Annotated in this window: 23 protein-coding genes, 1 tRNA gene and 1 pseudogene; 10 read left to right on the top strand and 15 right to left on the bottom strand. The window is 68.5% G+C overall.

Annotation, left to right across the window (positions count from 1 at the left end):
* Positions 1-261: AfsR/SARP family transcriptional regulator (locus Cco03nite_RS38370; protein WP_203698945.1), on the bottom strand; the 261-nt coding region annotated here is incomplete at its 3' end.
* 106 nt (positions 262-367) lie between these two features.
* Positions 368-1,297, bottom strand: coding sequence for an SDR family NAD(P)-dependent oxidoreductase (locus Cco03nite_RS38365; RefSeq protein ID WP_239168000.1), 930 nt, complete (start codon positions 1,295-1,297; stop codon positions 368-370).
* 90 nt (positions 1,298-1,387) lie between these two features.
* Here Cco03nite_RS38365 and Cco03nite_RS43215 point away from each other — a divergent pair, with 90 nt between their 5' ends.
* The gene (locus Cco03nite_RS43215; RefSeq protein ID WP_203698944.1) at positions 1,388-1,639 is read left to right on the top strand and encodes a glutaminase; all 252 of its coding nucleotides are present in this window, start codon (positions 1,388-1,390) and stop codon (positions 1,637-1,639) included.
* A gap of 43 nt (positions 1,640-1,682) precedes the next feature.
* Here the strand turns inward: Cco03nite_RS43215 and Cco03nite_RS38355 are convergent, their stop codons facing one another.
* The gene (locus Cco03nite_RS38355) at positions 1,683-2,714 is read right to left on the bottom strand and encodes an aldo/keto reductase (RefSeq protein WP_203698943.1); all 1,032 of its coding nucleotides are present in this window, start codon (positions 2,712-2,714) and stop codon (positions 1,683-1,685) included.
* A 116-nt stretch (positions 2,715-2,830) separates the two neighbouring features.
* Between Cco03nite_RS38355 and Cco03nite_RS38350 the strand changes: the two genes are divergently transcribed.
* Positions 2,831-3,481 carry a TetR/AcrR family transcriptional regulator gene (locus tag Cco03nite_RS38350; protein WP_203698942.1) on the top strand — a complete coding sequence of 217 codons (651 nt, stop codon included), beginning with the start codon at positions 2,831-2,833 and terminating at the stop codon, positions 3,479-3,481.
* A gap of 577 nt (positions 3,482-4,058) precedes the next feature.
* Here Cco03nite_RS38350 and Cco03nite_RS38345 read toward each other — a convergent pair.
* The 3 genes from Cco03nite_RS38345 to Cco03nite_RS38335 form a co-directional block, all read right to left on the bottom strand.
* Complete coding sequence (locus Cco03nite_RS38345; protein WP_203698941.1) at positions 4,059-4,844, bottom strand: maleylpyruvate isomerase family mycothiol-dependent enzyme; 786 nt, start codon at positions 4,842-4,844, stop codon at positions 4,059-4,061.
* A 205-nt stretch (positions 4,845-5,049) separates the two neighbouring features.
* Positions 5,050-5,802: a hypothetical protein gene (locus Cco03nite_RS38340; protein ID WP_203698940.1), complete on the bottom strand. Its 753-nt coding sequence runs from the start codon at positions 5,800-5,802 to the stop codon at positions 5,050-5,052.
* Between the two features lie 186 nt (positions 5,803-5,988).
* Positions 5,989-6,903 carry an AraC family transcriptional regulator gene (locus Cco03nite_RS38335; RefSeq protein WP_203698939.1) on the bottom strand — a complete coding sequence of 305 codons (915 nt, stop codon included), beginning with the start codon at positions 6,901-6,903 and terminating at the stop codon, positions 5,989-5,991.
* A 44-nt stretch (positions 6,904-6,947) separates the two neighbouring features.
* On the opposite strand from Cco03nite_RS38335, the pseudogene Cco03nite_RS38330 reads away from it, so the two are divergent.
* Positions 6,948-7,409: pseudogene (locus tag Cco03nite_RS38330) on the top strand (organic hydroperoxide resistance protein); the annotation flags it as partial.
* Between the two features lie 126 nt (positions 7,410-7,535).
* Here the strand turns inward: Cco03nite_RS38330 and Cco03nite_RS38325 are convergent.
* Positions 7,536-7,994 carry a peptidoglycan-binding domain-containing protein gene (locus Cco03nite_RS38325; RefSeq protein WP_203698938.1) on the bottom strand — a complete coding sequence of 153 codons (459 nt, stop codon included), beginning with the start codon at positions 7,992-7,994 and terminating at the stop codon, positions 7,536-7,538.
* Between the two features lie 333 nt (positions 7,995-8,327).
* Here Cco03nite_RS38325 and Cco03nite_RS42700 point away from each other — a divergent pair, with 333 nt between their 5' ends.
* Positions 8,328-9,290 carry an AraC-like ligand-binding domain-containing protein gene (locus tag Cco03nite_RS42700; protein WP_239168001.1) on the top strand — a complete coding sequence of 321 codons (963 nt, stop codon included), beginning with the start codon at positions 8,328-8,330 and terminating at the stop codon, positions 9,288-9,290.
* Positions 9,291-9,319: 29 nt separating this feature from the next.
* Here the strand turns inward: Cco03nite_RS42700 and Cco03nite_RS38315 are convergent, their stop codons facing one another.
* The 3 genes from Cco03nite_RS38315 to Cco03nite_RS38300 all read right to left on the bottom strand — a co-directional run bounded on the left by Cco03nite_RS38315 (position 9,320) and on the right by Cco03nite_RS38300 (position 14,175).
* A complete protein-coding gene (locus Cco03nite_RS38315) occupies positions 9,320-10,009 on the bottom strand; it encodes an HAD family hydrolase (RefSeq protein WP_203698937.1) in 690 nt (229 codons plus the stop codon).
* Between the two features lie 1,269 nt (positions 10,010-11,278).
* Positions 11,279-12,235, bottom strand: a complete 957-nt coding sequence (locus Cco03nite_RS38310) for a hypothetical protein (RefSeq protein WP_203698936.1) — start codon at positions 12,233-12,235, stop codon at positions 11,279-11,281.
* Between the two features lie 806 nt (positions 12,236-13,041).
* Positions 13,042-14,175 (bottom strand): NAD(P)-dependent alcohol dehydrogenase, encoded by a 1,134-nt coding sequence (locus Cco03nite_RS38300; RefSeq protein ID WP_239167998.1) that lies wholly within the window; start codon positions 14,173-14,175, stop codon positions 13,042-13,044.
* A gap of 180 nt (positions 14,176-14,355) precedes the next feature.
* On the opposite strand from Cco03nite_RS38300, the gene Cco03nite_RS38295 reads away from it, so the two are divergent.
* Complete coding sequence (locus tag Cco03nite_RS38295) at positions 14,356-14,688, top strand: hypothetical protein (RefSeq protein ID WP_203698934.1); 333 nt, start codon at positions 14,356-14,358, stop codon at positions 14,686-14,688.
* A 95-nt stretch (positions 14,689-14,783) separates the two neighbouring features.
* On the top strand, positions 14,784-15,008 hold the full coding sequence (locus tag Cco03nite_RS38290; RefSeq protein WP_203698933.1) for a hypothetical protein: 225 nt from the start codon (positions 14,784-14,786) through the stop codon (positions 15,006-15,008).
* A 176-nt stretch (positions 15,009-15,184) separates the two neighbouring features.
* Here the strand turns inward: Cco03nite_RS38290 and Cco03nite_RS43210 are convergent, their stop codons facing one another.
* Complete coding sequence (locus Cco03nite_RS43210; protein ID WP_203698932.1) at positions 15,185-15,292, bottom strand: universal stress protein; 108 nt, start codon at positions 15,290-15,292, stop codon at positions 15,185-15,187.
* Positions 15,293-15,332: 40 nt separating this feature from the next.
* Here Cco03nite_RS43210 and Cco03nite_RS38280 point away from each other — a divergent pair, with 40 nt between their 5' ends.
* From Cco03nite_RS38280 to Cco03nite_RS38270, 3 genes are all read left to right on the top strand, one after another.
* The gene (locus Cco03nite_RS38280; protein ID WP_203698931.1) at positions 15,333-16,757 is read left to right on the top strand and encodes a zinc ribbon domain-containing protein; all 1,425 of its coding nucleotides are present in this window, start codon (positions 15,333-15,335) and stop codon (positions 16,755-16,757) included.
* Between the two features lie 87 nt (positions 16,758-16,844).
* On the top strand, positions 16,845-17,807 hold the full coding sequence (locus Cco03nite_RS38275) for a calcium/sodium antiporter (RefSeq protein ID WP_203698930.1): 963 nt from the start codon (positions 16,845-16,847) through the stop codon (positions 17,805-17,807).
* Positions 17,808-18,095: 288 nt separating this feature from the next.
* A complete protein-coding gene (locus Cco03nite_RS38270) occupies positions 18,096-20,339 on the top strand; it encodes an amylo-alpha-1,6-glucosidase (protein WP_239167997.1) in 2,244 nt (747 codons plus the stop codon).
* A gap of 508 nt (positions 20,340-20,847) precedes the next feature.
* Here Cco03nite_RS38270 and Cco03nite_RS38265 read toward each other — a convergent pair.
* The 3 genes from Cco03nite_RS38265 to Cco03nite_RS38255 all read right to left on the bottom strand — a co-directional run bounded on the left by Cco03nite_RS38265 (position 20,848) and on the right by Cco03nite_RS38255 (position 24,140).
* Positions 20,848-20,921, bottom strand: a tRNA-Pro gene (locus Cco03nite_RS38265).
* 235 nt (positions 20,922-21,156) lie between these two features.
* Positions 21,157-22,014, bottom strand: a complete 858-nt coding sequence (locus tag Cco03nite_RS38260) for an enediyne biosynthesis protein (RefSeq protein WP_373314430.1) — start codon at positions 22,012-22,014, stop codon at positions 21,157-21,159.
* Between the two features lie 167 nt (positions 22,015-22,181).
* Entirely contained in the window at positions 22,182-24,140 is a 1,959-nt protein-coding gene (locus tag Cco03nite_RS38255) for a CRTAC1 family protein (protein WP_203698929.1), read from the bottom strand.
* 64 nt (positions 24,141-24,204) lie between these two features.
* On the opposite strand from Cco03nite_RS38255, the gene Cco03nite_RS43035 reads away from it, so the two are divergent.
* A complete protein-coding gene (locus Cco03nite_RS43035) occupies positions 24,205-24,330 on the top strand; it encodes a hypothetical protein (RefSeq protein WP_275412110.1) in 126 nt (41 codons plus the stop codon).
* A 77-nt stretch (positions 24,331-24,407) separates the two neighbouring features.
* On the opposite strand, the gene Cco03nite_RS43030 is transcribed toward Cco03nite_RS43035, so the two are convergent.
* Positions 24,408-25,073 carry a MerR family transcriptional regulator gene (locus tag Cco03nite_RS43030; protein ID WP_203698928.1) on the bottom strand — a complete coding sequence of 222 codons (666 nt, stop codon included), beginning with the start codon at positions 25,071-25,073 and terminating at the stop codon, positions 24,408-24,410.
* Positions 25,074-25,254 lie beyond the last annotated feature (181 nt).

Here is a 25,254-nt window from a genome sequence, read left to right as displayed (position 1 = left end):
GGGCGCCCGCGCCGGGCGGTCCGGCTCGATGGCTTTGCGCAGCGCCGCCACGAACGTCCGCACCGCGGCCAACGCGCCCTCGGGCGGGGCAACCCACAGATCATCAATAAGATCATTTACGGGTACCGTCCGCCCGCGCGCCACCAGGAGCCGGCCCAGCACCGCACGGTGCATCGGACCCTTCAGTGCGATCGGCCGACGCTGCGCGTCCTCGGCGGTCACCGGGCCGAGAACGCCGAAAACAATCCGCCCGCCGTGCATGCCGCCAGGCTATCGCGATTGCCTAGCTCAGACGGCCGACGGCGTCTTGCGGACAGCCGTCCGGCCCCGCATCGCGCCGTGCGGCCTCGGGGCATCGCGCGAGGGCTCACAGCACCGTCGTCAGCACACCCCCGTCGACGCGCACCACCGATCCGTTGACGGCGGACGCGAGCGGGCTGGCGATGAAGGTGACCGCGTTCGCGATCTCACCGGGTTCGATGAAGCGGCCGAGCAGGGTCGTCTGGTTGGCGCCGATGATCGCCGCCTTCATCTGTTCCTCGGCCAGAGACTGCGCGGCGGCCAGCGTCTTGACCGTCGCGGCGACGCCGTCGGAGTACGTCGGGCCGCCCAGCACCGAGTTGACGGTCACCGCAGTGCCCTTCGTCAGCTTCGCCAGGCCGTTGCCGACCGAGAGCATCGCCGTCTTGGACGCGCCGTAATGGATCATGTCGGCCGGGATGTTGACGGCCGACTCGCTGCTGACGAACACGATCCGACCCCACCCGCGATCGAGCATGGCCGGCATGAGCCGCCGTGCCAGCCGGACGCCGCTGAGGACGTTGACCTCGAAGTAGAGCCGCCAGTCATCGTCCGAGATCTTCTCGAACGGCTTGAGCTCGAACAGCCCGACGTTGTTGATCAGGATGTCGACGCTCGGGATCTGGTCGCACAGCCGGTCGACGTCTTCGGTGACCGCGAAGTCTGCGGAGTGACCGCTGACCGATGCACCTGGCACCTCGCGCCGCAGCCTGTCGACGGCCTCGGTCAGCTTCTGCGGATCACGGCCGTTGAGGATCACCTCGGAGCCCTCGGCAGCCAGGGCCTTCGCGGTCGCGTAACCGATGCCTTGGGTCGATCCGCTGATGAACGCGATCTTGCCGGTGAGCTGCAGGTCCATTCGTCCTCCTGTTGAGCGCCGCCAGCCGGAGCCGAGGCTTGCCACCTTGCCGGAAGGTCCGGCAGCGGTTAGGGAATGAGGTTGCCGCGAACGAATGAGCATTTGATGAGCAAACCGATGGAAACGACTTCCGAGCACTCAGCGGCGTCATAGCGGGCCGGGGAGATTGCCTGTTCGGCGGGACGCGCCGAGCCGCCGTCGTGGCGGGCTCTACGAGCGGTCCGGCGAGTGGCTGTTGCCACCGCGCTGCCCGGCAAGTCCGGCATCGTGGCGATCCCAGCAGGCATGGCCGGGATCAGCGCATTCTCACCGCTCCTCAGCCCGGCGGGCAATAGCGTCCGCAGGAGGTTCGCCACCGCCCACCTGTCCCGGCAGCTGGAGCTGAACATCTTCCCTACCTGCACCCCGCGGCGTACTTCAGGACGACACGACCGCCGGCCGATCGCCGTCAATCTCAGGCCCAGGTCGACCACGCGATGATCAACCTGGGCCAGGCGAACTCACCACTGGACGACTCGCGGGCTCAGCTGGCGGGTTGCCGAGCCCCGGCGAACATCTGCTGGATCCAGCCTGGATACATCGCCGGCGGTGCCGACACCCGGTCCAGCTCGGCCAGATCCTGCCCGGTCAGGACCAGGTCGCCGGCCGCCACATTGTCAGCGAGCTGCTCGACCCGCCGCGCTCCCACGATGACGCTGGTCACCGCTGGTTGCGCCAGCAGCCAGGCCAGTGCGACGCGGGCCACGCTGACGCCGTGGCGGGCGGCGACGGCACGTACGACGTCCAGGACGTCGTGGCCGTGCTCGCGGTCCACGGGTGGGAAATCCGGGTAGTCGGCCGTGGCGCGCCTGCTGCCGGGCTCGGCAGTGCCGTCGCGGTGCAGCTTGCCGCTGAGGAAGCCGCCCGCCAGCGGACTCCACACGGTCAGGCCGAGCCCTTCGGCCTGGGCCATCGGCACCAGCTCGTGTTCGGCGTCGCGGCCGACCAGGGAGTAGTACGCCTGCACCGTCGTGAACGCGGGCAGTCCGTGCCGCGCCGACACGCCCAGAGCCCGGCTGATCTGCCAGGCCGCGAGGTTCGCGCACCCGATGTAGCGGACCTTTCCCTGGCGTACGGCGTCGCCGAGCGCCGCCAGCACCTCTTCGAACGGGGTCAGCGGGTCGTAGTTGTGCAGCTGATAGAGGTCGATGTGATCAGTGCCCAGGCGGCGCAGGCTGGCCTCCAGTGCCCGCATCACGTGCAGTCGCGACCAGCCCGCGTCGTTGGGTCCGGGCCCGGTGGGTGCGTGCACCTTGGTCGCGAGCACGATCTCGTCGCGCCGGGCGCCCAGCGCCTGTCCGAGCAGTTGCTCGCTCTCGCCGTCGGCGTAGACGTCGGCGGTGTCGATGAAGTTGATCCCGGCGTCGAGCGCGGTGCCCATGATCCGGTCGACGTCGGTGCGACCCAGGCCGCCGAGTGGGCCGTAGACGGAGTGGTTCGCACCGCCGAAGGTCATCGTGCCCAGTGAGATCTCCGAGACCCAGACTCCGGTGCGGCCCAGCAGGCGATATTTCACGGCATTCCCTTCTTGATCACGCGCGTGGCGCGATCGCAAGACACTTCGTCGGACACTGTGTCCGACGCCAGCGTAGCTCGAACCCGGCCAACCGCCACAACGCCTAAGATCCAGCTATGCCGTCCATCACCAGGCGCCGCTCCGACGCAGCCGACCGCCGCGGCGGAGTCGAGACCCAGATCCTCGACACGGTCGCGCGCCTGCTCGCCGAGGGCGCCGGATACACAGAACTCGGCGTCCAGCGCATCGCCGCCGAATCCGGCGTGGCGCGCTCGACGTTCTACCTCTACTTCGCCGACAAGACCCAGCTGCTGCTACGCCTGGCCGCCACGACGAACCAGACCTCGTTCGGTATCACCGCCGCCTGGCGACCCGAACACGGCCTCGACGCCCTCACCTCGACGTTCGCCGAGGTCGTCGCCACCTACCGGGCCAACGCCGCGCTGCTGACCGCGGTACAGGAAACCTCGGCATACGACCCGGCCGTACGCGAATTCTGGAACGTCAGACTCGAAGCGTTCCGCGACAACGCCCGGCAGCTCATCGCCGCCGAGCAGCACGCCGGCCGCACCCCGGCCGACATCGACCCGGCGGCCGCCACCCACCTCATGATCGACGGCGGCGACCGCTTCCTGCTGCGCCACGTCACCACCGACGATGGCAGCGGCGACACCGCCGCCGCCCGGGAGCTGGCCGCCACCTGGTGGTACGGCATCTTCCGCCGCCCCGCCGGGACCGAGCTCCGGCGCAGGCCCGCCAAAGTCTGAAAGCACCATCGGGACTGCCCGGTTACTGAGCTTCCAGGTCCGAAGGCAGCACCTGCCCACCTCGGGCCCGCACAACCAGGCTTCGAGCTGTTCGATGTCCACGGCGTCGACAGCCCGCACCATGGCTTCCAGCTCATCTCCAGACGCCGAACCTAGGCGTCAGACCGGTAGCCATCATCCGGAATTCCCCATCGCCGCGCCAGTGGGAGCAGCGTATCCAGCGGCGCGGGGATGCGGCTGGGATCGAGATCCACGAGCCAGACGCCGCACCAACCGCACGTGGCTGAATCGCCGGCTGACTTGCCATGGCAGCTCCAGCAGTTCAGCGGTGCCCGCATCATCATGCTGAGGATCATGACGAGTTGCCTGCCGGATCCGCGATCGGCGCAGGTCTGCATCCGAACCGGACCCACGCAGCAGGTCCGCTATGGCACCCGACAGGGTGGACTCCCGAGCCCGGTGATCCAAGCAGGACCAGCACATCCACGTTTTCACGACCGTAGCCACCCGAGCCGGATACCTGCGACTTCGCCGCGGACTCAGCCACCGGGCGCACGAGATCGCATGTCGTCGGTTGTCACACGGACGGGTCCCAGGCTGCGAGCTGATCGAAGATACGGCGGTCGCCTTCGCACTTCAGCGAATCCAGCGGTATGCGGCCGTAGAAGAACAGGACCAGGTCACTGGCCGTGCCCCGGGCGGAGGCGCCGGCCGCCTCGGGGTCCTCGCCGGCAGCGGGCGTGAGGCGGGCAGCCCGTGCGCCGTCGCGGGAAAGCCTAAGGCGCCAGGACCGGCCCTCCGTGGCGTGGTAATCGACGACGGCGGGTTCGTGTGGCCAGGCGACCGTCGTCGCGCAGAGGGTGAACTGGCAGTCGTCGAAACCGTCGAGGGCGGCCTCCTCCGGTATCGGCTGCGGGGCACCCGCCGTGAGCTGGACGTCGTAGGTGTGCACCGCGATCTCGGGAACCTGGCGTCGCGCCCATGCACCAGAGGTCTGCGGTGACGGCGAGTCATCCCACCATGTCCAACAACCGCGGTCCGGGCCGGCCGCACGCAGCGCGCTCGTCAACTGCTCGACGGACTCGGTCCACCAGGTCAGCAGCGCCTCGCGTTCCCGAGGCGCACCCATGCCGTCGTCCCAAGCCGACTTGTCCGGCGGCGCGCCTGCGGGCCCCGCGGCGACGATGGCGGCTGACTTGCGGCGGCCCATGCCCACGTGTTGCACGAGATCGAACAGCGTCCGCCCGGGATGGGCCGGCACCTGCAGGTCGAGGCTGGGTGCCGCGGCGACCGCGGCGCGGAAGGCGGTCGACCGTTCGTCGATCAGCCGCAGATGATCAGCGAACGTGAGGATCTTGTGCACCCCGGCGTTCTATCACTGTGCTCCGACGACTGGACAGCGAATATCGCACCTGCCGGCCCGGCTGGAAAGAGGGGTCTACCGGGTGCCCTGCCGGTCGGGACCTACCAGCCGCCTGGGCCGGGGATCGCCGCCTCCAGCTGAACCAGCTGCCGGCGTGCTTCTTCCCAGGAGCTCCGTGTCGGGTTCCGCCGCGAGCGCCGACCGGCTACGGGCGGGCGTCCTCCAGCACCATCGACGCGAAGGACAGCAGCGGCAGCGGCTTCGGCCTGCCCGGCGGCAGCACGGGCCGCAGCGTGTGCCACACGCGCCGGGCGGCGCTCTCGTCATAGTCCACCGGAGAGCGCGTAGCCAGCAGCAGCAGCGCCGGGCCGGCCGCTCTGACCGCGGCGAAGGCACCGGACTCCCGGACGGCGTCGACGCCGCCCAGCCGACCGATCAGCGCGGACGGGCACAGGGTCGCCCACTCGTACCCCCGCAGAACCCGGGTGGCCTCACCCGCCGAGTCCGCGGCATCCCTGCGCAGCAGCACGTCCAGGCGGGTCCGCGGCGGGTACTGCGGATGCAGCGTCGCCACCTGCCCGTACGTGGTTTCGGCCGTCACGTTGGCGTGCAGCAGCTCGACCAGCGCCTGACCCAGCCGCGCCGCGTCGACCTGCCGGGTGAAGTATCCGATCGTCACCCGCAGGAGCGCCTGCCCGCCGTCGTCCCCGAACCGCTGGACCGTGATGCGGACGTCGCGCAGCGCAAGTTCGCGCTCTTCGAGCCAGAGGTATGCGAACGCCGACTCGGCATTCTCGTCGAGCATGTCGACGGCCGCCGCCGGACTTCCACTCTCCACGGAGGCGTCGCGTGTGCCGCCCGCCAGGGTGCGCCCGAGCAGCCACTCATGCGGAAAGGCGCCGCCGAAGAGTTCGACAGCCAGCCCGGTGACCGACGACACCCAGGCAGCGAACCCCACGCGGAGAACCCTCACGTCGGCGCACCGGACATACATGTCTGCCGAGATCGCCGCGAAAGGGCGAAGATCGGCACCGTCGTCGTATGCCAATGGACGCCTCCAGCCGAACAGTTGCGGAAGCCTACCTGCGGGCGCTCGCGCTCCATGCCGGGCAGGCCCTGGTGCGCGGCCACACCCGTGCCGGATCTACGTCCGCACCTGCCGGCGGTAGCGGCCAGGGGCCACGCCGTGCTCGCGTTTGAACGCTTTCGCGAAGGCGAACTCGGAGGTGTAGCCGGTGCGCTGCGCGACAGTCTGCACTGGTCTGTCGCTGTCACGTAGCATCTGCGCCGCCAGGGTCATCCGCCACCAGGTCAGATAGCTCAGCGGCGGCTTGCCGACCAGCGAGGTGAACCGGCGGGAGAACGCCGCCCTCGACAGTCCGGCCTCGGCCCCCAGCGCTTCGACCGTCCACTGCCTGGCGGGTTGCCCGTGGATGTGACGCAGCGTCGCGGCGATCGCCGGATCGCTCAGCGTCGCGGCCCACCCGGTGGCTCGGCCGTTGCCGGCCTGCTCGCGAAGCCACGTCCGCAGGATGTACAGCAGCATCATGTCCAGCAGGGCCGACACGACGGCTTCGCTTCCCTCGTCCGGGTCGGCGACCTCGTCGCCGAGCAGGTGCACGACGGTATGCAGCCGCGAGCGGTGACCCAGCCGGGCCGGCAGGTGGATGACCTCCGGCAGTTCGGCGAACAGCGGGTGCGGCCGGGTCCGGTCGAGTGTGTACGCGCCGCACAGCAGGACCGTCGTGGCGCGGTCGCCGTCGTCGGTGCTCGGTGCCACCTGTGCCAGGGAAGCCGAGGGTGCGTCGGCCATCGGTGTCGACAGGCTGTCGACCAGGGCGTGTCCGCAACCGTGGGGCAGGCACACCACATCGCCGACGCCCAGGGCGATCGCGGCGCCCTCGGGCGGGACCAGCCAGCACGTTCCGGCCAACACCACGTGGAAGGCGGTGCCGGAGAACCGTTCGGCCCGCACCGCCCACGGAGCGCACTTGCGGATCTCGGCCGAGTGGGGACGCCCGGTGCGCATGACGCCGATGGCGTCGCTGAGTACGTCCATCGCCAGATCGTATCGCCCACCGGCCACGATCGAGACGATCAGACATGAACGGGAGACGGTGGACCATGGGGAGCGGCTACCGATCTCCATACGCTGGGTGCATGTCGATCAAGATTCTCTACACCGCTGAGGCCGTCTCCACCGGTGACGGCCGCAACGGCCACGTCGCCACCTCCGGCGGCGGCCTCGATTTAGACCTGGCCATGCCGCCCGCGCTCGGCGGCACCGGTGAGGGCGCCAACCCTGAGCAGCTGTTCGCCTCCGGCTATGCCGCCTGCTTCCACAGCGCGCTACGGCTGGTCGCCCGCCAGAGCGACGCTGACCTGAACGGCTCCAGCGTCACCGCTCGCGTCAGCATCGGCACCGAGGACCAGGGCGCGGTCGGCCTCGCGGTGACCCTGCTCATCCACCTGCCCGGCGTCGCACCCGGCACCGCCGAGGAACTCGCTCGGTCAGCGCACGCCGTCTGCCCATACTCTCGGGCCACCCTCGGCAACATCCCTGTCGACCTGCGTGTCGCCATGAGCCCGCCGCAGGCACGCGGCCGCGCCCCTCGACACCACCTGCCAGCCGGGGTAAGCGGTCGGCGCCGACCGCCGCGTGGAGGTCGGCGCCGACCGCCGTCGTGCCGCCTAGAACGGCGGGTTGTAGCAGCTGATGAATTCGATGTCCCCGTTTCGGGGATCGCGCCAGTAGTCCGGCCACCGCATCGCCTGACGGGTCGCCGGCCCGTACACGCCGTCGGCGCTCACGCCGAGGCGGTTTGCCTGCAGCCACCGAACGGCTTCCACCGTGCCGTTGCCGTAGGAACCGTCCGCCCCGCCGGTGTCGCGGATGCGTTGGGCGGCATAGGTCTCGCCGTAGCAGCGCAGGATGGCCTTCTGCAGAGCCTCCACGGCGTTCTCGCTGCCCGTCTGATACTGCATGTAACAGCTGAGACCGTTGCCGGTACGGGCCGGGACCACGTAGTAGTTGTCAACGGCCAGTCCATCGGTGCGGTGCACTGTCGTGTTGCACGGACCGTAGGCGGCGTGCGCCGGCGTAGCCGCCATCGGGCTGGCTGCCAGACCGGCGGAGAAGAGGAGGGTCAAGACCCCCGACACTCCGACCCGCCTGCGGCGCGTCCTGGATACTTGTTGCACGGTGCGATCCTTCTGGTCGGTGATGTCGCCTCAGCGACGTCTCGCCCATGGACGATAGGGTTGTCGAGGGTTTCGGGCTTTGCCGTCCGTGCAGGAAGCTTTGTCAGCGATGCACCGCTTCAGCCGGCCTGCCAGACGAGGGCCCTGCGCGTGCCAGCCGCAGCTGTTGTCACAGCGGGAACAGTCCCTTCAAGCAGATGTCGGGACCGTACTTGTCGAGGGGGTAACCGTGGCAGAACCGGCAGGCAGCCTCCAAGAGCGATGCGGCCAGAGGTCTGTCTCATGAGCCCGGTCCTGGACACCGCGCTCATCTCGCCACACGACCGGGAGGAGGCGATCCGGCACGCGGTGTGGGAGTCCGTGGTCGCGGTCGATATCGACCACCGCCCTTCGGCCGAGGACATCTCCGTTCGTATGGCTCTCAGCGCCATCGGGCCCCTCAGGATCTGTTCGGCGCGGGCGACCGCGGTCACGGTCCGCCGGACGCAGCGACTGGCCCGGCAGGACGAGGAACCGGCCGTCTTCCTCGGCCTGCAGGTGACGGGCACCAGCCTCGTGGCGCAGAACGGTCGCGAGTGCGTACTACGGCCAGGGGAATTCGCCGTGTACGAATCGATCGCGCCCTACACCCTTCTCTTCGACGAGGGAGTCGACCACCACTTCCTGCGTCTCCCCCGCGCGGCACTCGCGCTTCCCGACCGGCTCATCCGAGACAACACCTCGGTCACCCTGGGATCCGACGACCCCATCGCGCGCCTGGCCTTCACCTACTTCCACCAGCTCGCCGTCGATGGCGAACTGCACCAGGGCGCCGACGCCGTCGTGGAACCCAGCGTCGAACTTCTCCGTGTCGTCCTCACGCACCGGCACGGTGACTCCAGCCTGGCCAGGGGTCCGCTGGAGGCGACGCTCAGCCTGCGGCTCACTCAATACATCCGGCAGCATCTGGCTGATCCCGACCTGTCGCCGGCCCGGATCGCCGCCACGCACAACATCTCCGTACGTCACCTCTACGCTGTGCTGTCCCGGTCGGGGATCAGCCTTGGCGACTGGATCCGTACGCGCCGCCTGGCCGAGTGCAGGCGAGAGCTGGCCGGCCCGAACGGGCGGCTGCGGACCATCGCGGCGATAGGACGGAGTTGGGGTTTCACGGACGCGACCCACTTCAGCAAGGTGTTCAAGCAGGCATACGGAATCTCACCTCGGGCCTGGCGCGACGAGCACCGCCCCCGGTCCTCCACGTGATGGCCGGGACGACACCGAACGAGCAATTGTCACATCTTGTGGGTGGGCAGTGCCCGATGGAGGGGTGGCTGCCGTCCGGTGATGAGGTTCGGCAGCTGGCGCATGTCGTGGAAGACGACGGTGTTGTGGCCTTCGAGGCGTTCGGCCGGGGTGAGTCCGCCGGCGTAGCCGAAGGCTCGCATGCCGGCGGCGCGGGCGGCGTGGAGGCCGGGTTGGCTGTCCTCGACGACCACGCAGGCTTCGGGATCGACACCCATCTGCCGGGCGGCGTGCAGGAACAGGTCCGGTGCGGGCTTGCCGTGGGAGACTTCGGTGGCGCTGTAGATGCGGCCTGCGAAGCGTTCGTAGAGCCCGGTGCGGCCCAGGGTGTGCCGCATCTTGTCGTGGGACCCGTTGGAGGCGACGCAGGTCGGCAGAGTGAGCGCGTCGAGTGCTTCCGGCAAGCCGTCGACCGGGGCAAGCTCAGCGTCCACGGCCTCCCGGTGGAGCTGCTCGAACCTCTCCGACCAGATCGCGGCCGTATCCGGGCCGAGCCGGGCGGCGATCTGCTCGTGGATGGCGGCCGGTGAGCGCCCCATGAACCGGTCCACGAACTCGTCCTCTGTCAGCGGCCACCCAAGCTCGGCTCCGAGAGCGACCTGGACACGAGCGGCGATGCGCTCGATGTCGACCAGTACGCCGTCGCAGTCGAATATGACGAGTTCAATGGACTTGATCATTCCCGCAGAATAGGCCCTGCCGCTCACCTTATTTTCAGGCAACGATCCTGGGGCTCTGACCGTCGTCCACAGACGGACCTGACTGGGCAAACGCTCCGCCGTTGTCCCGAGTGCTCCCCCGATGTACGCACCATTGACACCCAGCTTGACACTCAGCCCAACGGAACCCGGCGGCTTGACCCGAGAACCTACCGTTGCTGTAGGAGTTCCCCGCCTCGGCCCTGCCGGAGAGGTCAGCGTGACACTCACTGACGGTCTACAGATCACGGCTACGCCCTTCGTCGCAGTCCTGCTTGCGCGGACTGATTCGACCGCCACCAGCACCAATAAGGCTGAGTTGCAGTAGTCCAGTCAAGCGGAACTTGACGACATCTACGACGTAGGCGGCCGGGTTAGGGCTCTCCGCCGCAGGGCAGGCTTCAGGCCGTCTCGAGGTTCTCGGTCGGGTCAAGGCTCGCCGTAGGCGACCGGGTAGCGGCTTGGCCTTGGCCCGGCCGGGGTTCTCGGGTTGCCCTTGTGGCGACCTGGTGAGGAGAGTACGACTGCTCTTTGAGGCAGGCCGAGGTGGCGGGGCAGCGCCCCGCCGGTTTTTCACCACGACGCGACGCAACCCGCTCCGGTGGCCTGGACCCGGTCCTCACTGGCGGGCTCGGTCAGCGCCGTCTTAACCCGACCCTAGACCTGCGCAAACACCCTTCCAAACGTCCGCCAGGGTGCCCCCGTCAACGTGGGCTGGCCTGGCCCATGGAGGCTGTCCATAAACCGATCAACCCGTAAGGCAGAAAGGCTGCCTGCGGCGGCTCACCCCGTTGACGGCTGCGCAGCGCCACGCGGCTGAGGACGACGGGTCCGGTGGCGGCTACCCAGGGCACCGCTCGTGTGCCACGCGTGCGGCTGCCCCGCTCACCGCCTCTTACTGCCACCGGTTCGGCTACCGCCTCGGGCGACCCGGTTCGCCTTTTGTCGGGACGCACGGAGCATGCCACGACGTCGATCCAGGCGCTACCGCATTGCCTCACGAACAGGAAGGGCCCCTTCGCCAATCATCCGACCGACGACCCAGGACGGGTGACCAACCGTCCATGCAGTCACGCGCGGCACATAGCAGGTAGTGGACACCGCCGGCGTGCCCGCACACCACCGGAACGCATGGCGTGTGGCCCACCTGGTCCCCTACGCAGACGCGCTGGGCACGACCCGACGTATGGCCGGATTCCGTACGCCGAAGGCCGGCGTCCGCCGATGGACGTGGCCTGCATTTGCCCATGTTCAGGCCTCGATGCGGAGCCACACATCGCCGGTTCGCAGCCAGAGGAATCCGTCGCGGCCCTGGCCGCATCGCATCACAACACGTCCGGGCACTGCCACCTCGCGTCGATCCGTAACGGTCCAAGCATCGTCTACCAGCTCGGCGCGGAACACTTCAGTCGACCGTTTGTTGTGGTGCCGCCGGGTGAGGATCGCGCGGTCGCCGCGCACCGCCAGCCCGTCCGGGGAGCGCACAGGACTGCGCCAACTGGTCACCTCGCCGGTCAGCGGCACTATCCGCGTCAGGAAGGTGTGACCCTCGCGCGAGCTGGAATACCACGCCAACCACACCTGATCGCGTTCCGTGGCCGCCGCGAATCCGGCCAACGGCCACTCTGGCAGCCGACCACCCGGTGCCCACACGACCTGGCCCCGGTCACCCCAGCCCGCAAGGCCGGCTGCTGATTGCGGGTGACCGCCATAGATGCCCTCATCACCGTAGGCGGTCCAGATCGAGCCGCCACGGTCGGTCACCGCGACGTCGATGTCGTCGCCGATGCAGAACGCCACTTGCTGCTCCCCTTCAGCAGAAAGCACCATTGCGTTCGGCGGCCACGAACCCGGTTCGCCGCGGGGGACACGCCCCTCCACGAGCACCAGCCGTGCATCCGGCAGGAAGGCGATATGACTCGTCCCCGTCGGGATGGCCCCGATCGCCTGACGCTGCATCGATCCGTCAGCATGGCGAGTCACCAGCAGGCCGTCGCACACGCTCTCAGGAGTCCAACCGACCCAACCTTTGACATAGGGACTCTGTCTGAGCTTTCCTCGATCGACGAATAGAACGCCCAACTCCCCTGCCGGTCCGACAGTCCACCACAGCGGGACTCGCCCCTCGGTCAGATCCTCCGCCGACGGCTCCCACACCACCTCCACGGCAGCGTCTCCCGACACCTGCTCTCCCTCGCTCGCGATCACGCAGCAACGAGACGGAGCGTACGGAGGGCACACCGCCGCACCAACGACGGGATGCTGCCTGGCCACCAGCGGTGGCCGCCACGAACGCACCCACTGACCACTTGACCCCCAGTTGTTGTAAGGGTCAGCGGTGTACTAGGAAACGTTTGCCGAGGTCGTCAGAAGTATAAAGTGCCCCAGTCAAGGGGTCTGTGATTGCACCATTTCTGCGGTCCGTTCTCCCAGCTTAAGCTATTGCGGAGCTGGGCTTCAACTCGGGAAACCTCCTAAAAGGTACTCACCCGATCGGTTACGGCGAGGCCTACGCGTCCGCGATGACTGGCGAGGGATCGTCGGTGTCGACGGCCCGGTCGCGCCGTCCAGGGCGAACCGACCGGCCACCAGTGCTGCGGCATCGTCGGCGGCCCGCCGCCGGCGCACGGCGTTGACCCGGGTGTAGTAACGCATGAACCTCGCCGGGTCGTGACCCAGCCGCTCGGCGACCTCGTGCACGCCGTAGCCGGAGTCCCGCAGACTCGGCCCAAGCATGTGCCGGGCCTGATGCGGACAGACCGCCCGAACCCCTGCCGCAGCCGCCAACTGGTTTGTCGCTGCGAGGGCTCAGGACACGGTCGAACCTGTCGGTGATGTTGTCCGACCGCAGGGCATGTTCGTCCGCCCCGTGAATATGGACGCGCCGTCATCGGCTGGCCGCACCCTCCAGAGAATCTCGGCTATGACCTTGTCGAGCATGATCGTTCGGACGCTGTTCGGCGACCTCGGTCGCATCTCCCGGACCAATCAGGGTCAGTCTGCCTGCCGCCACCTCAAAACGTGATCAGTACCTTCACGGCGCCGTCGAGCTTCTTGTCCGCGATCTCGAACGCCTGCTCCATCTCGTCGAACGCGAAGGTGTGACTGGTCATCAGCGTCGGGTCGAGACGGCCGGCGGCCAGGACCCGCAGCAGCCGCTCCATGCGCAGCCGCCCGCCGGGGCACAGGCCTGTCGCGATCGTCTTGTCGGCCATGCCGACGCCCCACTCGACGCGGGGAATCCGGACGAACTCGCCCTCCCCGAAGTAGCCAGTGTTCGACACCGTGCCACCCGGCTTGGTGATCTTCACGGCAGTCTGGAATGTGGCGTCGGCGCCGAGCGCTTCGATCGCGGTGTCGACGCCCTCGCCGCCGGTGAGTTCGAGCACCCGCTCGACCACGTCCTCCTTGGTGAAGTCCACGATCTCATCGGCCCCGTAGGCGCGGGCGAGCTTCTGCCGGGATGCCACCGACTCGACCCCGATGATCAGCCCGGCCCCGCGCAGCCGCGCTCCGGCGGTGCACATCAGGCCGACCGGGCCCTGCGCCAGCACCGCCACTGTCCCGCCGATGGGTATGTTGCCGTGCTCGGCCCCCATGAATCCGGTGGACAGCATGTCGGCGCAGTACACCGCGACCTCGTCGGCGACCGTGTCCGGGATCTTGGCCATGTTGGCGTCGGCGTCGTTGACGTGGAAGAACTCGGCGAACACGCCGTCTTTGCTGTTGGAGAACTTCCACCCGCCAAGCGGCGCTCCCGACTGCGACGCGTGGCCGGCCTGAGCTGCGCGATCACCCCAGTCTGGAGTGATGGCGCCCACGAGTACCCGGTCGCCCGGGTGGAAGTCGCGCACCTGGCTGCCCACGTCGGCGACCACACCCACCGCCTCGTGGCCGAGCGTCAGATCCTGCCGCGGTCCGATGCCACCAGCGACGGTGTGGGAGTCGGAGGTACAGATCAGCGCACGGGTCGTGCGGACCACGGCGTCGTTGGGACCAGGCTTCGGTACGGGCTTGTCGGCGAACCCGACACTGCCGATCTCTTTCATGACGAACGCCTTCATCACTGCCCCCGTACCCGAGCACTCTTCATGACGCGATGACGGTCCCGCGGTGCCAGATGACGCAAGTTGCGCCGGACGGGACATGCCAATTCACGGTAATCCGCACTCGTGCAGGACATTGCCGAATCCGTAGATCGCGTCGCTGACAGCCGTCCCACCAGTCGGTGCGCTTCGCTTGGTCAATGCCTACCGGGACGACATGAGAGGTGCAGACCTGCTGCACGCGTGGCTCGAGGACACCGGCGTCGACCTTGAGGCCCCGCCGTGACCAATGCCGACCTGTCGGTCATCATCGGCCGTCACAGCGACTACCGCACCGTATACCGGACGCTGCTTAAAAATCCTCTCCGTCGGCGAGGCACGCTGGCCCGCGACGGGCTGATCCACGCAGGCGACCTGCCCAGACTGCCACACGTTCGCGGTGTCGGCGTTCCAGCTGCTCGACTGCTCACCGACGTTCATCTCGAGGACCTCGAGCCGGCCGGCAGCGCCATCGCCACCGCCTGCGCCCACACGGCAGCCGCCCTGGTCAGCGGCCCTGCTCGGCGACACGACGCCGCGAACGCCACACCAGTGCCACCTCCGAAAACGCGGTGATCGTCTTGAGCTCATCCGCGCGCTGCAGCGCCACTCAGTGGCCCTCAGATCACCAAATAGGGCTAAGCTGGGACAAAGAAACAGGGGGTTAGGCGATGGCGAACAGCGATCGGGACCGGCTGAGTCCACGGCACCGCTGGCTGTTATGGGCTTCCCTGCTCGCCGTGGTCGGGCTGGTGCTCCTTCTGCTGGGCCTGACCGTCGCCAACGGCGCCCTCGCTTGGATCGAGGTGTCGTTGGCGCTCGTCCTTCTGGTGGCGAGCTTCATACTGAGGCACCAGGCCCGCCGCGAGACCCTCTCCCGCCAAGACGGCGACTGACCAGCGCCGCGCCGCCTGGTCCCGCAGCCCTCGCGCCGGGAATGGCCGGGGCGCTAACGCGGCATCCGGCAGCGATAGCGGTGACCTGCCCTACCCGACACTGCGATGAGGAAGCTCGCGTAACACCGCCACCAGGTCCCCCAGCTGTAGAAGCATCTGTCGTCTCTGGCGGACCGTCATGCTCCCGAGTCGTCCACCGGGTTGCGGACTACCAGCACCGGACAGGAAGCGTGATACAGAACCTGCTGACTGACCGATCCGGTATCGGGTGCGGAGATCGGCAACCGGACCCGGCAGGTCCGCGCCTACCTGCACACCCACGGCGTGCTGCCAGCCGACCTGCCGGAGCTGGAGGCAGCCCCGGCGGTTGCCGCGCAGGTGCTGCTGGCCGCCGCCGACCGGCAGCTGGTCACCATCGCCCGCGACGGCGACCGGCGGGCGGTGCTGCGGGTGCAGCTTCCCCTGGTCGAACACCCGACCTGCCGCGCCGGCTGGGCCTGGCACGTCCTGCCGATCGCGCTGCCGCCGACCGTGCCCGACCGGGCCACGATCTGTGCCCCGACGCTGCGGCTGGCCCGCCCCCGGGTACGCGTGGACCTGCCGCACCGGGTCGCGGTCGAGCGCGCCGCGACGTCCGGGCACCGGGTGGCCCTGGCACTGGACTGGGGCGTCAACACCCTGCTCACCGGTGCACTCGGCCGGCTGGCCGACACCGGCAGGGTCATCACTGACGGGCGCAGGCTGCGCTACGACGCCACCACCATGTCGGCGAAGCTGCACCGGCTGCGCGGGCAGCGCGAATGCCTGGCCGCCAAACGGGAGCACTACACCGCCCTTGCCGCGGGTCTGCCCGACACCGACCTGCGCGGCCGGCAGCTTTCCGCGCTGGCCGATCGTGCGGGTGTCGAGCATGAGCGGGTGTGTGCCCGCATCCGGCACCTGAACAAGTCCCTGGCGTGGTCGGCCGGCCGGTGGGCGGTGGACCAGGCCTTCGCGCTTGAAACGACGGTCGTCTATCTCGAGGATCTTTCCAGCCTGCAGGCTCGTGGCAGGCGCAAGGGCAACGCCCGCCTGTCCGGCCAGGTCCGCGGCCAGGTCGCCGCCGCGATCGTGCACCTGGCCGCCAAAGCCGGCCTCGCCGTCGTCACCGTGCCCGCCCGCGGTACCAGCAGGTACTGCCCCCGCTGCGGGACCGGGCGCAGCGAACTCGCGCACGTAACAGCCCCTGACCGGCCCCGCCAGCGGGGCTGGAAGTGGGCAACCTGCGCCCGCTGCGGCCTGTCGACCGACCGGGACCACGCCGCCGCCATGCGCATCGCCGCCCGCGGGCTGCTCGCCCAGCACAGCGTCCGCACCGACCGCGCCACCGGCCGGCACACCACCACCAGGATGGTGGAAGGCGACGTCGCCACCGCACGCCGCCGCACCACCCGGACACCGCAGCAGCCCACCGGTCGGCGGCCGAAGACCGGGCCGACACCGAAACGGCCGACCGTATCGAAGCTTTCCCGCCGTGTGCCCGACCGGCGCACGGTCCCCGCCCCACCGAACGGTGGCCAGCGTCCGGCGGGGCAGGAACCCAAGAGCCACCACCGCCCCGCGGTGGCGGCGTCAGGTCCTGTACGCGATCTCCTGAAACGTAACCACCACCGGACCGGCTTCCACCACGTCAACGCCACCCCCGTCATCTGGCTACCCGCAGACTTCGGACCCGGCACGACACGGCCACGCCCCACCCGGAATGTCTGAATCACTCAGACGAACTCAGGGAATCAGAGACGCTACCGGTGATTCGAAGCGTTCCAGCTTGCCGTAGGCGGCTGATAGGAACAGGGTATGTTGCTCAACGGCCTGTTGATCATTGCCGGGCTGATGGCGCTCTTTGTCGGTGCCGAGTTCCTGGTCAAGGCCAGCACCAGCCTGGCTGTCCGCCTCGGCGTCAGCCCGATGATCATCGGTCTTACCGTCGTGGCGCTCGGCACCAGTGTGCCCGAGCTGGCAGTCGGCATGGACGCCGCGCTCAGCGGAAGTTCGGATCTTGCGGTGGGCAACATCGTCGGCGCCAGTCTCGTAAACCTCCTGCTCATCCTCGGCATCAGTGCCGCGCTCGTACCCATCGTGTTTGAGCGAGCGACACTGCGGCTGGACCTACCTGCGATGGTCCAGGCCGCACTTCTGCTCTATCTGCTGTCCATCGACGGCACGCTGACCAGACCCGACGGGTTGATCTTGTTGCTGTTGGGCGTCAGCTACACGTTCGGCCGCATTCACGCTGGACGCCACGACCTGGCCGGGTCAGTCGGAGGCGCCGCCATGGCCATTCCGGCGACCGCACATCAGCCGAAGCCGCTACGCCGGCTCCTGCTGACGGTTCTCGGCATAGCGGTGGTCGTCGCCGGTGCCGAACTGCTCGTCGAGGGCGCAGCAGCCAGTGCGCGGGCGTTCGGTGTGAGTGAGACGGTCATCGGTCTGACGGTCGTCGCGATCGGCACCTGCACACCCGAACTGGTCACCACTGTCATGTCGACGCTGCGCGGAAACCGAGACCTCGCGATCGGCAACCTGCTCGGATCGAGCATCTACAACATCTGCGCGATACTCGGACTGGTAGTCGTGGTCGCACCGCAGGGTGTCGCCGTGCCGAGTGAGATCTTCGCCGCCGACCTGACGATGATGGTGGCCGTGACGCTGGTAGCAGCGTCGGTGTTCGCGATCGGCGCCCGGATGTCGCGCCTGGAAGGGTTTCTGTTCGTCGCGACATATGCCGCCTACCTGATCTGGCTGCTCTGGCGCATCTGAGGATCGGCACCACGCACTGCAGCATGGCCGGCACGCCGACCGCTCGGCCTGCCGTGGTGTTCGCATCCGCTGCTCACCTCCCGGCCGGCGGCCCGCCGCGGCGATGGGGGCGAAGAACGGCTCGGGATAGCCGAGCAGGTCGTGAACCGTGAACCACTCTGGCCGCCCAGGCGCGACCGGTAGCCGAATAGGCACAATTCATAATTGTCTGGGCTTACAGTGTAATTCGACTGACTGCTCAGCCGGCGTTCCGGCCGGGCCGATTCCGCGCTACAACCGAGGAGCGCCATGCCGGTCGACGACATGGCCAGCGGAGAGGTGCTCGTGACGCGCACGCCGGAGGGCCGGGCGCGGCACCGCCCCACTCCACTGGACCCCTCGCCCGAAGCTCGGCCGAACGAGGCCTTCGAGGACGAGAAGGCGTACCCGCCAGAGCTGGGGACGGACGCCATCGCGGTGCTCGAAGGGCGGACCTTCCTGCTGTCCGATGCTCTCGGTGACGTGCCGGTCGGTTCCGTCGGCGGACTGGTCCACGACGACACGCGGTTTCTGAACCGGTGGGAACTGACCCTCGAGGGTCGGCCGTTGTCCCTGCTCAAGTCCCGGGCCGTCGACTACTATTCGGCCGCGTTCTACCTCACCAACGCCGAACTGCCCGGCATACGTGCCAACACCCTGGCTGTACGCCGCTTTCGTTTCGTCGGCGACGGCGTACTCGAACAGCTCGAGGTGCTCAACGCAGGCCTCGACCCGGCACGGCTGGAGCTCCGGCTCGCCTGCGGGTCGGACTTCGCCGACCTGTTCGAGATGAAGAGCACCGTACGCGACAGAAGCGAGCAGATCTCCTCTACGCAGGACGCAGCTGCCGGCTCGATCCGGTTCGGTTACGAGGTGCCGGGATTCTCCGCAGCCTGCCTGGTGCGCGTCGTACAGGACACCGTCCTGGACGCCGCCTCGCTGACTGCGGCGGCCGACACCGAAGTCCTGGTCGACGGCGACAGCCTCGTCTGGGCGCTCGACCTGGCACCGGGGCAGATGTTCAAGGGTCTCGTGCGCGTCGAGCTCGTGCTCAACGGCAGAGTGCTGCAGCCGATGCACGAAGACTTCGGCGAGCAGCAGCAGATCTCGCAGGGCGCGCTGAAACGCTGGCTGGACGCCGCACCCACGTTCGAGGCGGACCACCCCGACCTCAAGGCCGTGTTGGACAAGTCTGTCGTGGACCTGGCCGCCCTGCGGATCGAAGGCGACGTGGCCGGTGATCACTACGTGCTTCCCGCCGCCGGCCTGCCCTGGTTCATGGCTCTGTTCGGGCGCGACACTCTGATCACCTCCCTGCAGACCCTGTGGGTCGGCCCGGACCTGGCGCGCGGCGCGCTGCACCTGCTCGGGGAGCTGCAAGGCACGAAGATGGACGACTTCCGCGACGAGGAGCCGGGAAAGATCCTGCACGAGATCCGCCGGGGTGAGCTGACCGTGCTCGGGGTGAAGCCGCACAGCCCGTACTACGGAACCTCCGACGCGACGCCGCTGTGGCTGATTCTGCTGTCGGAATACTGGCGCATGACCGACGACGCGACATTCGTACGCGAACGCTGGCCCCGCGTCACCGCTGCCCTGGAATGGATCGACCGATACGGCGACCGCGACAACGACGGATACATCGAGTACGCGACCCGCTCGTCGCAGGGCTTGGGCAACCAGTGCTGGAAGGACTCCTGGGACGGCATGCAGTTCCACGACGGACGCATCCCGTACCTGCCCATCGCAGCCGCCGAGATCCAGGGCTACGCCTACGACGCCAAGGTGCGCACCGCCGAACTCGCGGACCGCGTCATGGGCGACGCCGAACTGGCCGAGCGACTCACCCGCGAGGCACAGGAACTGTTCACCCGGTTCAACCGAGACTTCTGGTCAGACGATCGCGGTGGCTACTACGCCGTCGGCCTCGACGGCGACAAGAACCCCATCGACTCGGTCACCTCCAACCTCGGCCACCTGCTGTGGTCGGGCATCGTGCCCTCGGAGCGCGCTGATCAAGTCGTCCGACACCTGATGTCCGACAGCCTGTTCAGCGGCTGGGGTGTGCGCACCTTGTCCAATCAGGATCAGGGCTTCAACCCGATCGGCTACCACAGCGGAACCATCTGGCCACACGACAACTCGATCATCGCCCTCGGCCTGGCTCGCTACGGCTTCCGCGACGAGGCCAACCGCATCGCGCTGGCCCAGATCGAAGCAGCGACCCACTCCGCGTACCGGCTGCCCGAGGCGTTCGCCGGCTTCTCCCGCGTACACAGCGGATTCCCCGTCCCGTACCCGACCGCGTGCAGCCCGCAGGCGTGGGCGACCGGAGCACCGTTCGCCTTCGTCAAGGTCATGCTCGGTCTCGAAGCACACGAACGCGAGATCCGACTCGACCCGAAGGTGCCGGACGAGATCGGGCGGATCCAGATCCGCAACCTGCCCGCGTTCGGCACCCACTGGGACATTGAGGCGCACGGAACACGTGGCTTCGTGCGCCTGGCTCGCTGACTGCGGCACGTGGTCGCCTCTTGCCTTCCACCGACACTGCGGGTCGCCGAATATTCGCCGATGGTGTATACGACTGACCCGGCTGGGATACCTCGAGGGCTCACGTGCCGGCGCCGAACTCGCCGGCTGCCGCGTTCCACCCCACCGGCGTCAACTCGGCGGTACTGGTCCTCGACGCGCGCCGAGGCGCGACAGCCTTGGCACCGATGTCCGTGGCGCTGCTCGCCGAGCCTCCGCTTCTGGTGAGGCCTCCCGTCCTGTCCACCCTGTTCGCTGCCGTGTTCGCCCTGATCGCGCTGCCGCCCCGGGACAAGGCCGGCCTACCCACAGCAGCGCGACGTGGGGCATGGAGATCCCCGGCCCGACCAAGACTTCCTGCATTGAGGTTTGCCACTCAACAGCCTCGCCCAGTCAAAGGGTCCTTCAGCGGTGTACTTGACTTTGACCGGCATCCCTGGACCACAAAGAAGAGGGTCTCCGTGGCCTGTGACCGGAAACCCTCTCGCTGTCGGGCTGGCCGGATTCGAACCGACGACCCCCTGACCCCCAGTCAGGTGCGCTACCAAGCTGCGCTACAGCCCGTTGCCGAGATGATCTCCCACCGCGGCAGCCCGTACAGCGTAGCGCACTCCAGGCGGGGGTGCGCACACGCCCCCCGTGTCCGTTTCGTGTCACTTCGTACAGGCGATCAAGCTGTTCCGTCTAGATCATTCCGAGCCCGAACCACGGAAGCGCTCCAGGAGGATCGAGCCCGCGTCCCGGCGTCGGAGCCCGGTGGCGGGTCGTGCGTGACCCGCCACCGGGCTCCAGGGCGGGGTCAGCCGGTGGCAGCCAACCTCGGCGTGCCCGCCGCGCCGGGCTTGCGCCGTTCCAGCAGGTACTTACCCCACCAGAACATGCCGCGAGCCAGGCACACGATCGTGACCGCGAAGAACAGCGTGTAGACGATGTTGAACTGCATGAGCACGCCGTACACGATGGCCACGCTCGATCCGAACATGAACTGCCATTTGAACGGCGTCGGCGTCGTACCCGGGTCGGTGATCATGTAGTTGGTGAACAGGACGAACGCGACGCCGGTCATCACCGCCAGCGACGCCCACAGGGCGACGTCCCAGATCCAGTGCCGGATCAGCGCCTGGATGACGAACGCGCCCAGCCAGCCGACGATCAGGCCCACCTTCTTGGTGAGCACCGCGTTGAGCACGGTGCCGGCGGTGAGGATGATCAGCGGGACGGCGATACGGATCATGTCCGGCACGTTCTCGGTGAAGTGGTAGGGCGGGGCGACGTTGACCCACGAGAACGCCAGCAGCGTGATGGTGATGCCGAAGTTCGACGGGTTCATGAAGTGCCGCATCCGGCCCTTGATCGGCGCCTGGAGCACCGCCTTCTGGCCGATCGCGACGACCACGGCGAAGGCGATGGGCCAGAACAGGTCGTTGGCGTAGAGCAGCATGTTCGCCGCCAGCGCCGTGATGTGGGTCGGCAGCAGGAACGTGTAGACGCCCCAGGCGCCGTGCCCGCGGAAGCCCACCGGCCGCCGCTGCGCCCAGGCCGCGACGAGCTCGATAACGATCTCGGTGGTGTAGCCGACGGCCAGGGCGAACAGCGGCCAGGTCCAGGGTTGCTCGAAGCCGAGCACGGTGTAGCCGAGGATGTTGAAGACGCTCATGGAGATGGCGAAGTTGCGCAGTGCCTTGTAGCGGGGGTCGGCGTTGTCGACCCGGGCCGCCTTCGTCGCCGGCGCGGTGCCGGTGGCGGACGCCGCGTCGGTGCGGGTCTGCTGCCCGGGGGTTCTGCGGACCGTGATGGATGGCGTGGCCACCTGTTCGACGTGGGTCATCGCGACGGCACCTCCTGGGCCTTGTCGGTGAGCATGATGTCGTGCCAGCCGGCGGCCAGGTCCAGCCGCTGGCGGTGAGTCGCGCCGTCCAGCGAGCGCCAGCACAGCTCGACCGCGACCGGCTTGCCGCCGGACTGGCCGAGGCCGAAGAAGACGTCGAAGCTGCGCTTGCCGGAGTGGCCGCCGCCGCCGTCGAGCTGTGCGACGCGGGTGCTGCCGTCGGCCATGGTCACCTTCGCGACGGCGCCGTAGGCGGGGGTGCCGATCGGGCCGCCGGGCGTGCCGGTCGTGACCGGGCGGTGCAGCCGCAGGCCCAGGAAGTCACCCTGCGTGGTGCCGGTGTTGCGGTAGTAGACCGGGGGCCCCCACTGCCGGGCCACCGCGAAGTCCTGGCGTCCGTCGCCGTTGGTGTCGGCGACGGCGATCCCCCGGCTCGGGGTCGTGTCGGTCATGCCGAGGTCGGCGCTGATGTCGACGAACTTCTCGCCGTCCTCGCGGACCCAGAACGCGAACGGCTGCGAGCCGGAGATGTCGTCGCCGGGCTCGGCCTTGGGCCACATGTCGGGTTCGCGCAGCAGCAGGTCGTTGGTCATCGCCAGTTCCTGCAGCCAGTTGAATCGATTGATCTTGCCCTTGACGAAGCCGACCGCCTGCACGAGCGCGACCTGGCCGCTGTTGTCGAAGTCGGCCATCTTCGCGTCCCAGCCCCAGCCGATCCAGGCCATGTTCATCTTCGCGGCCTGGTTGCGGAACGGGGCCTCGCCGTCGGCCATGCGGCGCCGGGCGTCTTCCGGGTCGGCGGCGTCGTTGCGCCAGACCATGTTGCTCTCCTCCAGGCCCCAGCTGGAGGTGATGTTGCTGACGAACATGTCGAACCGGCCGGTGCCCGCGAGGTCGCCGAACTCGATCGACATGCCCTTGAACGAGTCGTGCCCGACGACGAGCGACTTCGGGTCCAGCGGTCCGCGGCTGCCCTCGGCCAGTTCGAACCGGATCCGGCCGGGCGTGGAGGTGTTGTGGAAGAAGCGGTCGTTGCCGAAGTCGTTGGCCAGGTAGAGCTCCGGCAGCAGGTCACCGTCGAGGTCGGCCGACGAGGCGCCCAGCGTCCAGCCGGTGGCGAATGCCGGGTCGATGGCCACCTGCTCCTCGAACCGGACGGAGGTCGCGTCGGCGCCTGTCCAGCGCAGCACGTGGGCGCCGCCGGCGTTCTGCGCCCGGGACATCGAGTGGTTCATCTGCACGATGGGTTGGCCCTGCGGGTCGAGCACCGCGGTGTCCGGGAAGTAGTTGAAGACGCCGATGTCGGGTCCGCCGTCGCCGTCGAAGTCGGCGACCGCGACCGCGTTGGTGTTCCACAGTTTGCCGTGGTAGCCGCCGCTGGGCGAGGTGGGGCCGGGGATGAGCTCGGTCGGCAGGAAGCTGCGCATGCTCAGCGGTCCGGCCTGGGCGCGGTGGAGGAACAGCACCGGGGTGCGTCCCCAGTAGTAGACGAGCAGGTCGTGCCACCCGTCGCGGTTGAAGTCGCCCGGGACGCAGCCCATCGGGGAGATGGTGGCGCCGGTGGGCAGCGGGGCCGGGTCGAGCACGAACGGCGGATAGCTGTCGCCGCTGTCGGGGGCGGGGGTGACGATGGCGGCGTCGGAGCGGGTGTCGACCAGGCACAGGTCGTTGGGTCGCCCGCCGCCGTCGAGGTCGTTGACGGCGATGGCCGCGCCGACGGACGAGATCCACGCCCGGATGTGCCGGTACTTGGGGTTGACCTCGCGGACGGTGCGTTGGGGCAGCCCGGGCGGCAGGGCGATGGGCAGTTCCCGGAACGCGTACCGGGACACCAGCGACGCCCGGTCGGCGGCCGAGACCTCGGGAAGTTGGGCTACGACGAACAGCGTGCTGACCATGGCCAGCACGAGTGCCGCCGGGCTCAGCCGACGGAGCAGGCCGGGTGTTGGGTCCATGGAATCCCCTCGGTGGCAGGACTCATCGCCCGGGCGCAACGACGCCGGGCGAGGAGACGACTGATTGGCTACCGAGGCCGACAGAATTCTCGACGCCGTCCTCGACCTCGATATCGTGGCGCGATCCGGCGGAGGTGTCTTCTCGGGGAATGCTCAGACTGCGCTCAAGGAAGCGACCGAGCAAGATTGAAGGGGTCGCCGGGAATGCGGTCGATCCCGGGATTCCCGAGGTGCCGGGGACGCACCCCCGGCCGAGCGAGGATCTCGCTATCCCTTGGGCGTTAAAAGGGGCGCCGAAGCGCCCTGTGGATTGGTGTCCGCGCGCGGTGACAAATGATGGCTGAAGGCCATCCTGCGAACTATCGCAAAGGCGACTTCGAACAGGACGATCCTGGCGACGATCGTCGCGGCGTCGTTGATGGACTGCTGGCGGTCCAGTTCCGCCGCGGTTATCCGGTCGGCCGCCTCGACATACGGCTCGAGTTCTTCGAGCAGGCCGGGCAGGCCCAGGTCCTCGAGCGTGGCGAGCACGCGGACCAGGCTCTCGCGCTCCGGCGACCCGGTCGACAGCTGCCAGCCCATGCCGGCCAGGAAGCCGTCGACGCGGCGTCCGACGTCGGCGTACGCGGTCCGGCTGCCAGGTGGGGACACCGGGTACTCGGCCCGCAGCGCCTGGTTCACCACCTGCGCCAGGCCGGCCGGCGAGACGTCGTCGCCGTCGACGGCGTCCAGCACCTCGCGCACCGCGGCCAGGCTCATGTCACCGACGCCGGTCAGCAGCCGGATGAGGCGCAGCCGGGCCAGATGCGCCTCGTCGTATTCGGCCTGGTTGCGCGCCGTCGGCACCCCGGGTGGTAACAGCTGTTCCCGTAGGTAGAACTTGATGGTCGGGACCGAAACTCCACTCAGCCTGCTGAGATGCGAAATCTTCATCGAACTCCGTCAGCTTGGAAACTCGTCAATGGTTCCACATTGATCGAGACGGGGCAACCGTCGCGCCACTAGGCGCAAGGCCTTCGAAGCCCTGCTCAGCTGGGGTTTCTTTCGCAGCGACGGCACCCCGACAGGACGCCGGCGAGCCGCCGCGAGACCGCGCGCCGTCGCGGCGGGCGGG

This window comes from Catellatospora coxensis, assembly GCF_016862635.1.
Lineage (GTDB): Bacteria > Actinomycetota > Actinomycetes > Mycobacteriales > Micromonosporaceae > Catellatospora > Catellatospora coxensis.
Note: the sequence above shows the minus strand (reverse complement) of the source record. Positions and strands in the feature narration are given on the sequence as shown.

Excerpts from the sequence above, each read along its gene's own strand:
- Cco03nite_RS38275 (WP_203698930.1), top strand. The coding sequence starts at position 16,845 with ATGTTGCTCAACGGCCTGTTGATCATTGCCGGGCTGATGGCGCTCTTT.
- Cco03nite_RS38350 (WP_203698942.1), top strand. The coding sequence starts at position 2,831 with ATGCCGTCCATCACCAGGCGCCGCTCCGACGCAGCCGACCGCCGCGGC.
- Cco03nite_RS38270 (WP_239167997.1), top strand. The coding sequence starts at position 18,096 with ATGCCGGTCGACGACATGGCCAGCGGAGAGGTGCTCGTGACGCGCACG.
- Cco03nite_RS38300 (WP_239167998.1), bottom strand. The coding sequence starts at position 14,175 with ATGTCCCGTCCGGCGCAACTTGCGTCATCTGGCACCGCGGGACCGTCA.
- Cco03nite_RS42700 (WP_239168001.1), top strand. The coding sequence starts at position 8,328 with ATGAGCCCGGTCCTGGACACCGCGCTCATCTCGCCACACGACCGGGAG.
- Cco03nite_RS38260 (WP_373314430.1), bottom strand. The coding sequence starts at position 22,014 with ATGAGCGTCTTCAACATCCTCGGCTACACCGTGCTCGGCTTCGAGCAA.
- Cco03nite_RS38315 (WP_203698937.1), bottom strand. The coding sequence starts at position 10,009 with ATGATCAAGTCCATTGAACTCGTCATATTCGACTGCGACGGCGTACTG.
- Cco03nite_RS38335 (WP_203698939.1), bottom strand. The coding sequence starts at position 6,903 with ATGGACGTACTCAGCGACGCCATCGGCGTCATGCGCACCGGGCGTCCC.
- Cco03nite_RS38290 (WP_203698933.1), top strand. The coding sequence starts at position 14,784 with ATGGCGAACAGCGATCGGGACCGGCTGAGTCCACGGCACCGCTGGCTG.
- Cco03nite_RS43030 (WP_203698928.1), bottom strand. The coding sequence starts at position 25,073 with ATGAAGATTTCGCATCTCAGCAGGCTGAGTGGAGTTTCGGTCCCGACC.
- Cco03nite_RS38255 (WP_203698929.1), bottom strand. The coding sequence starts at position 24,140 with ATGGACCCAACACCCGGCCTGCTCCGTCGGCTGAGCCCGGCGGCACTC.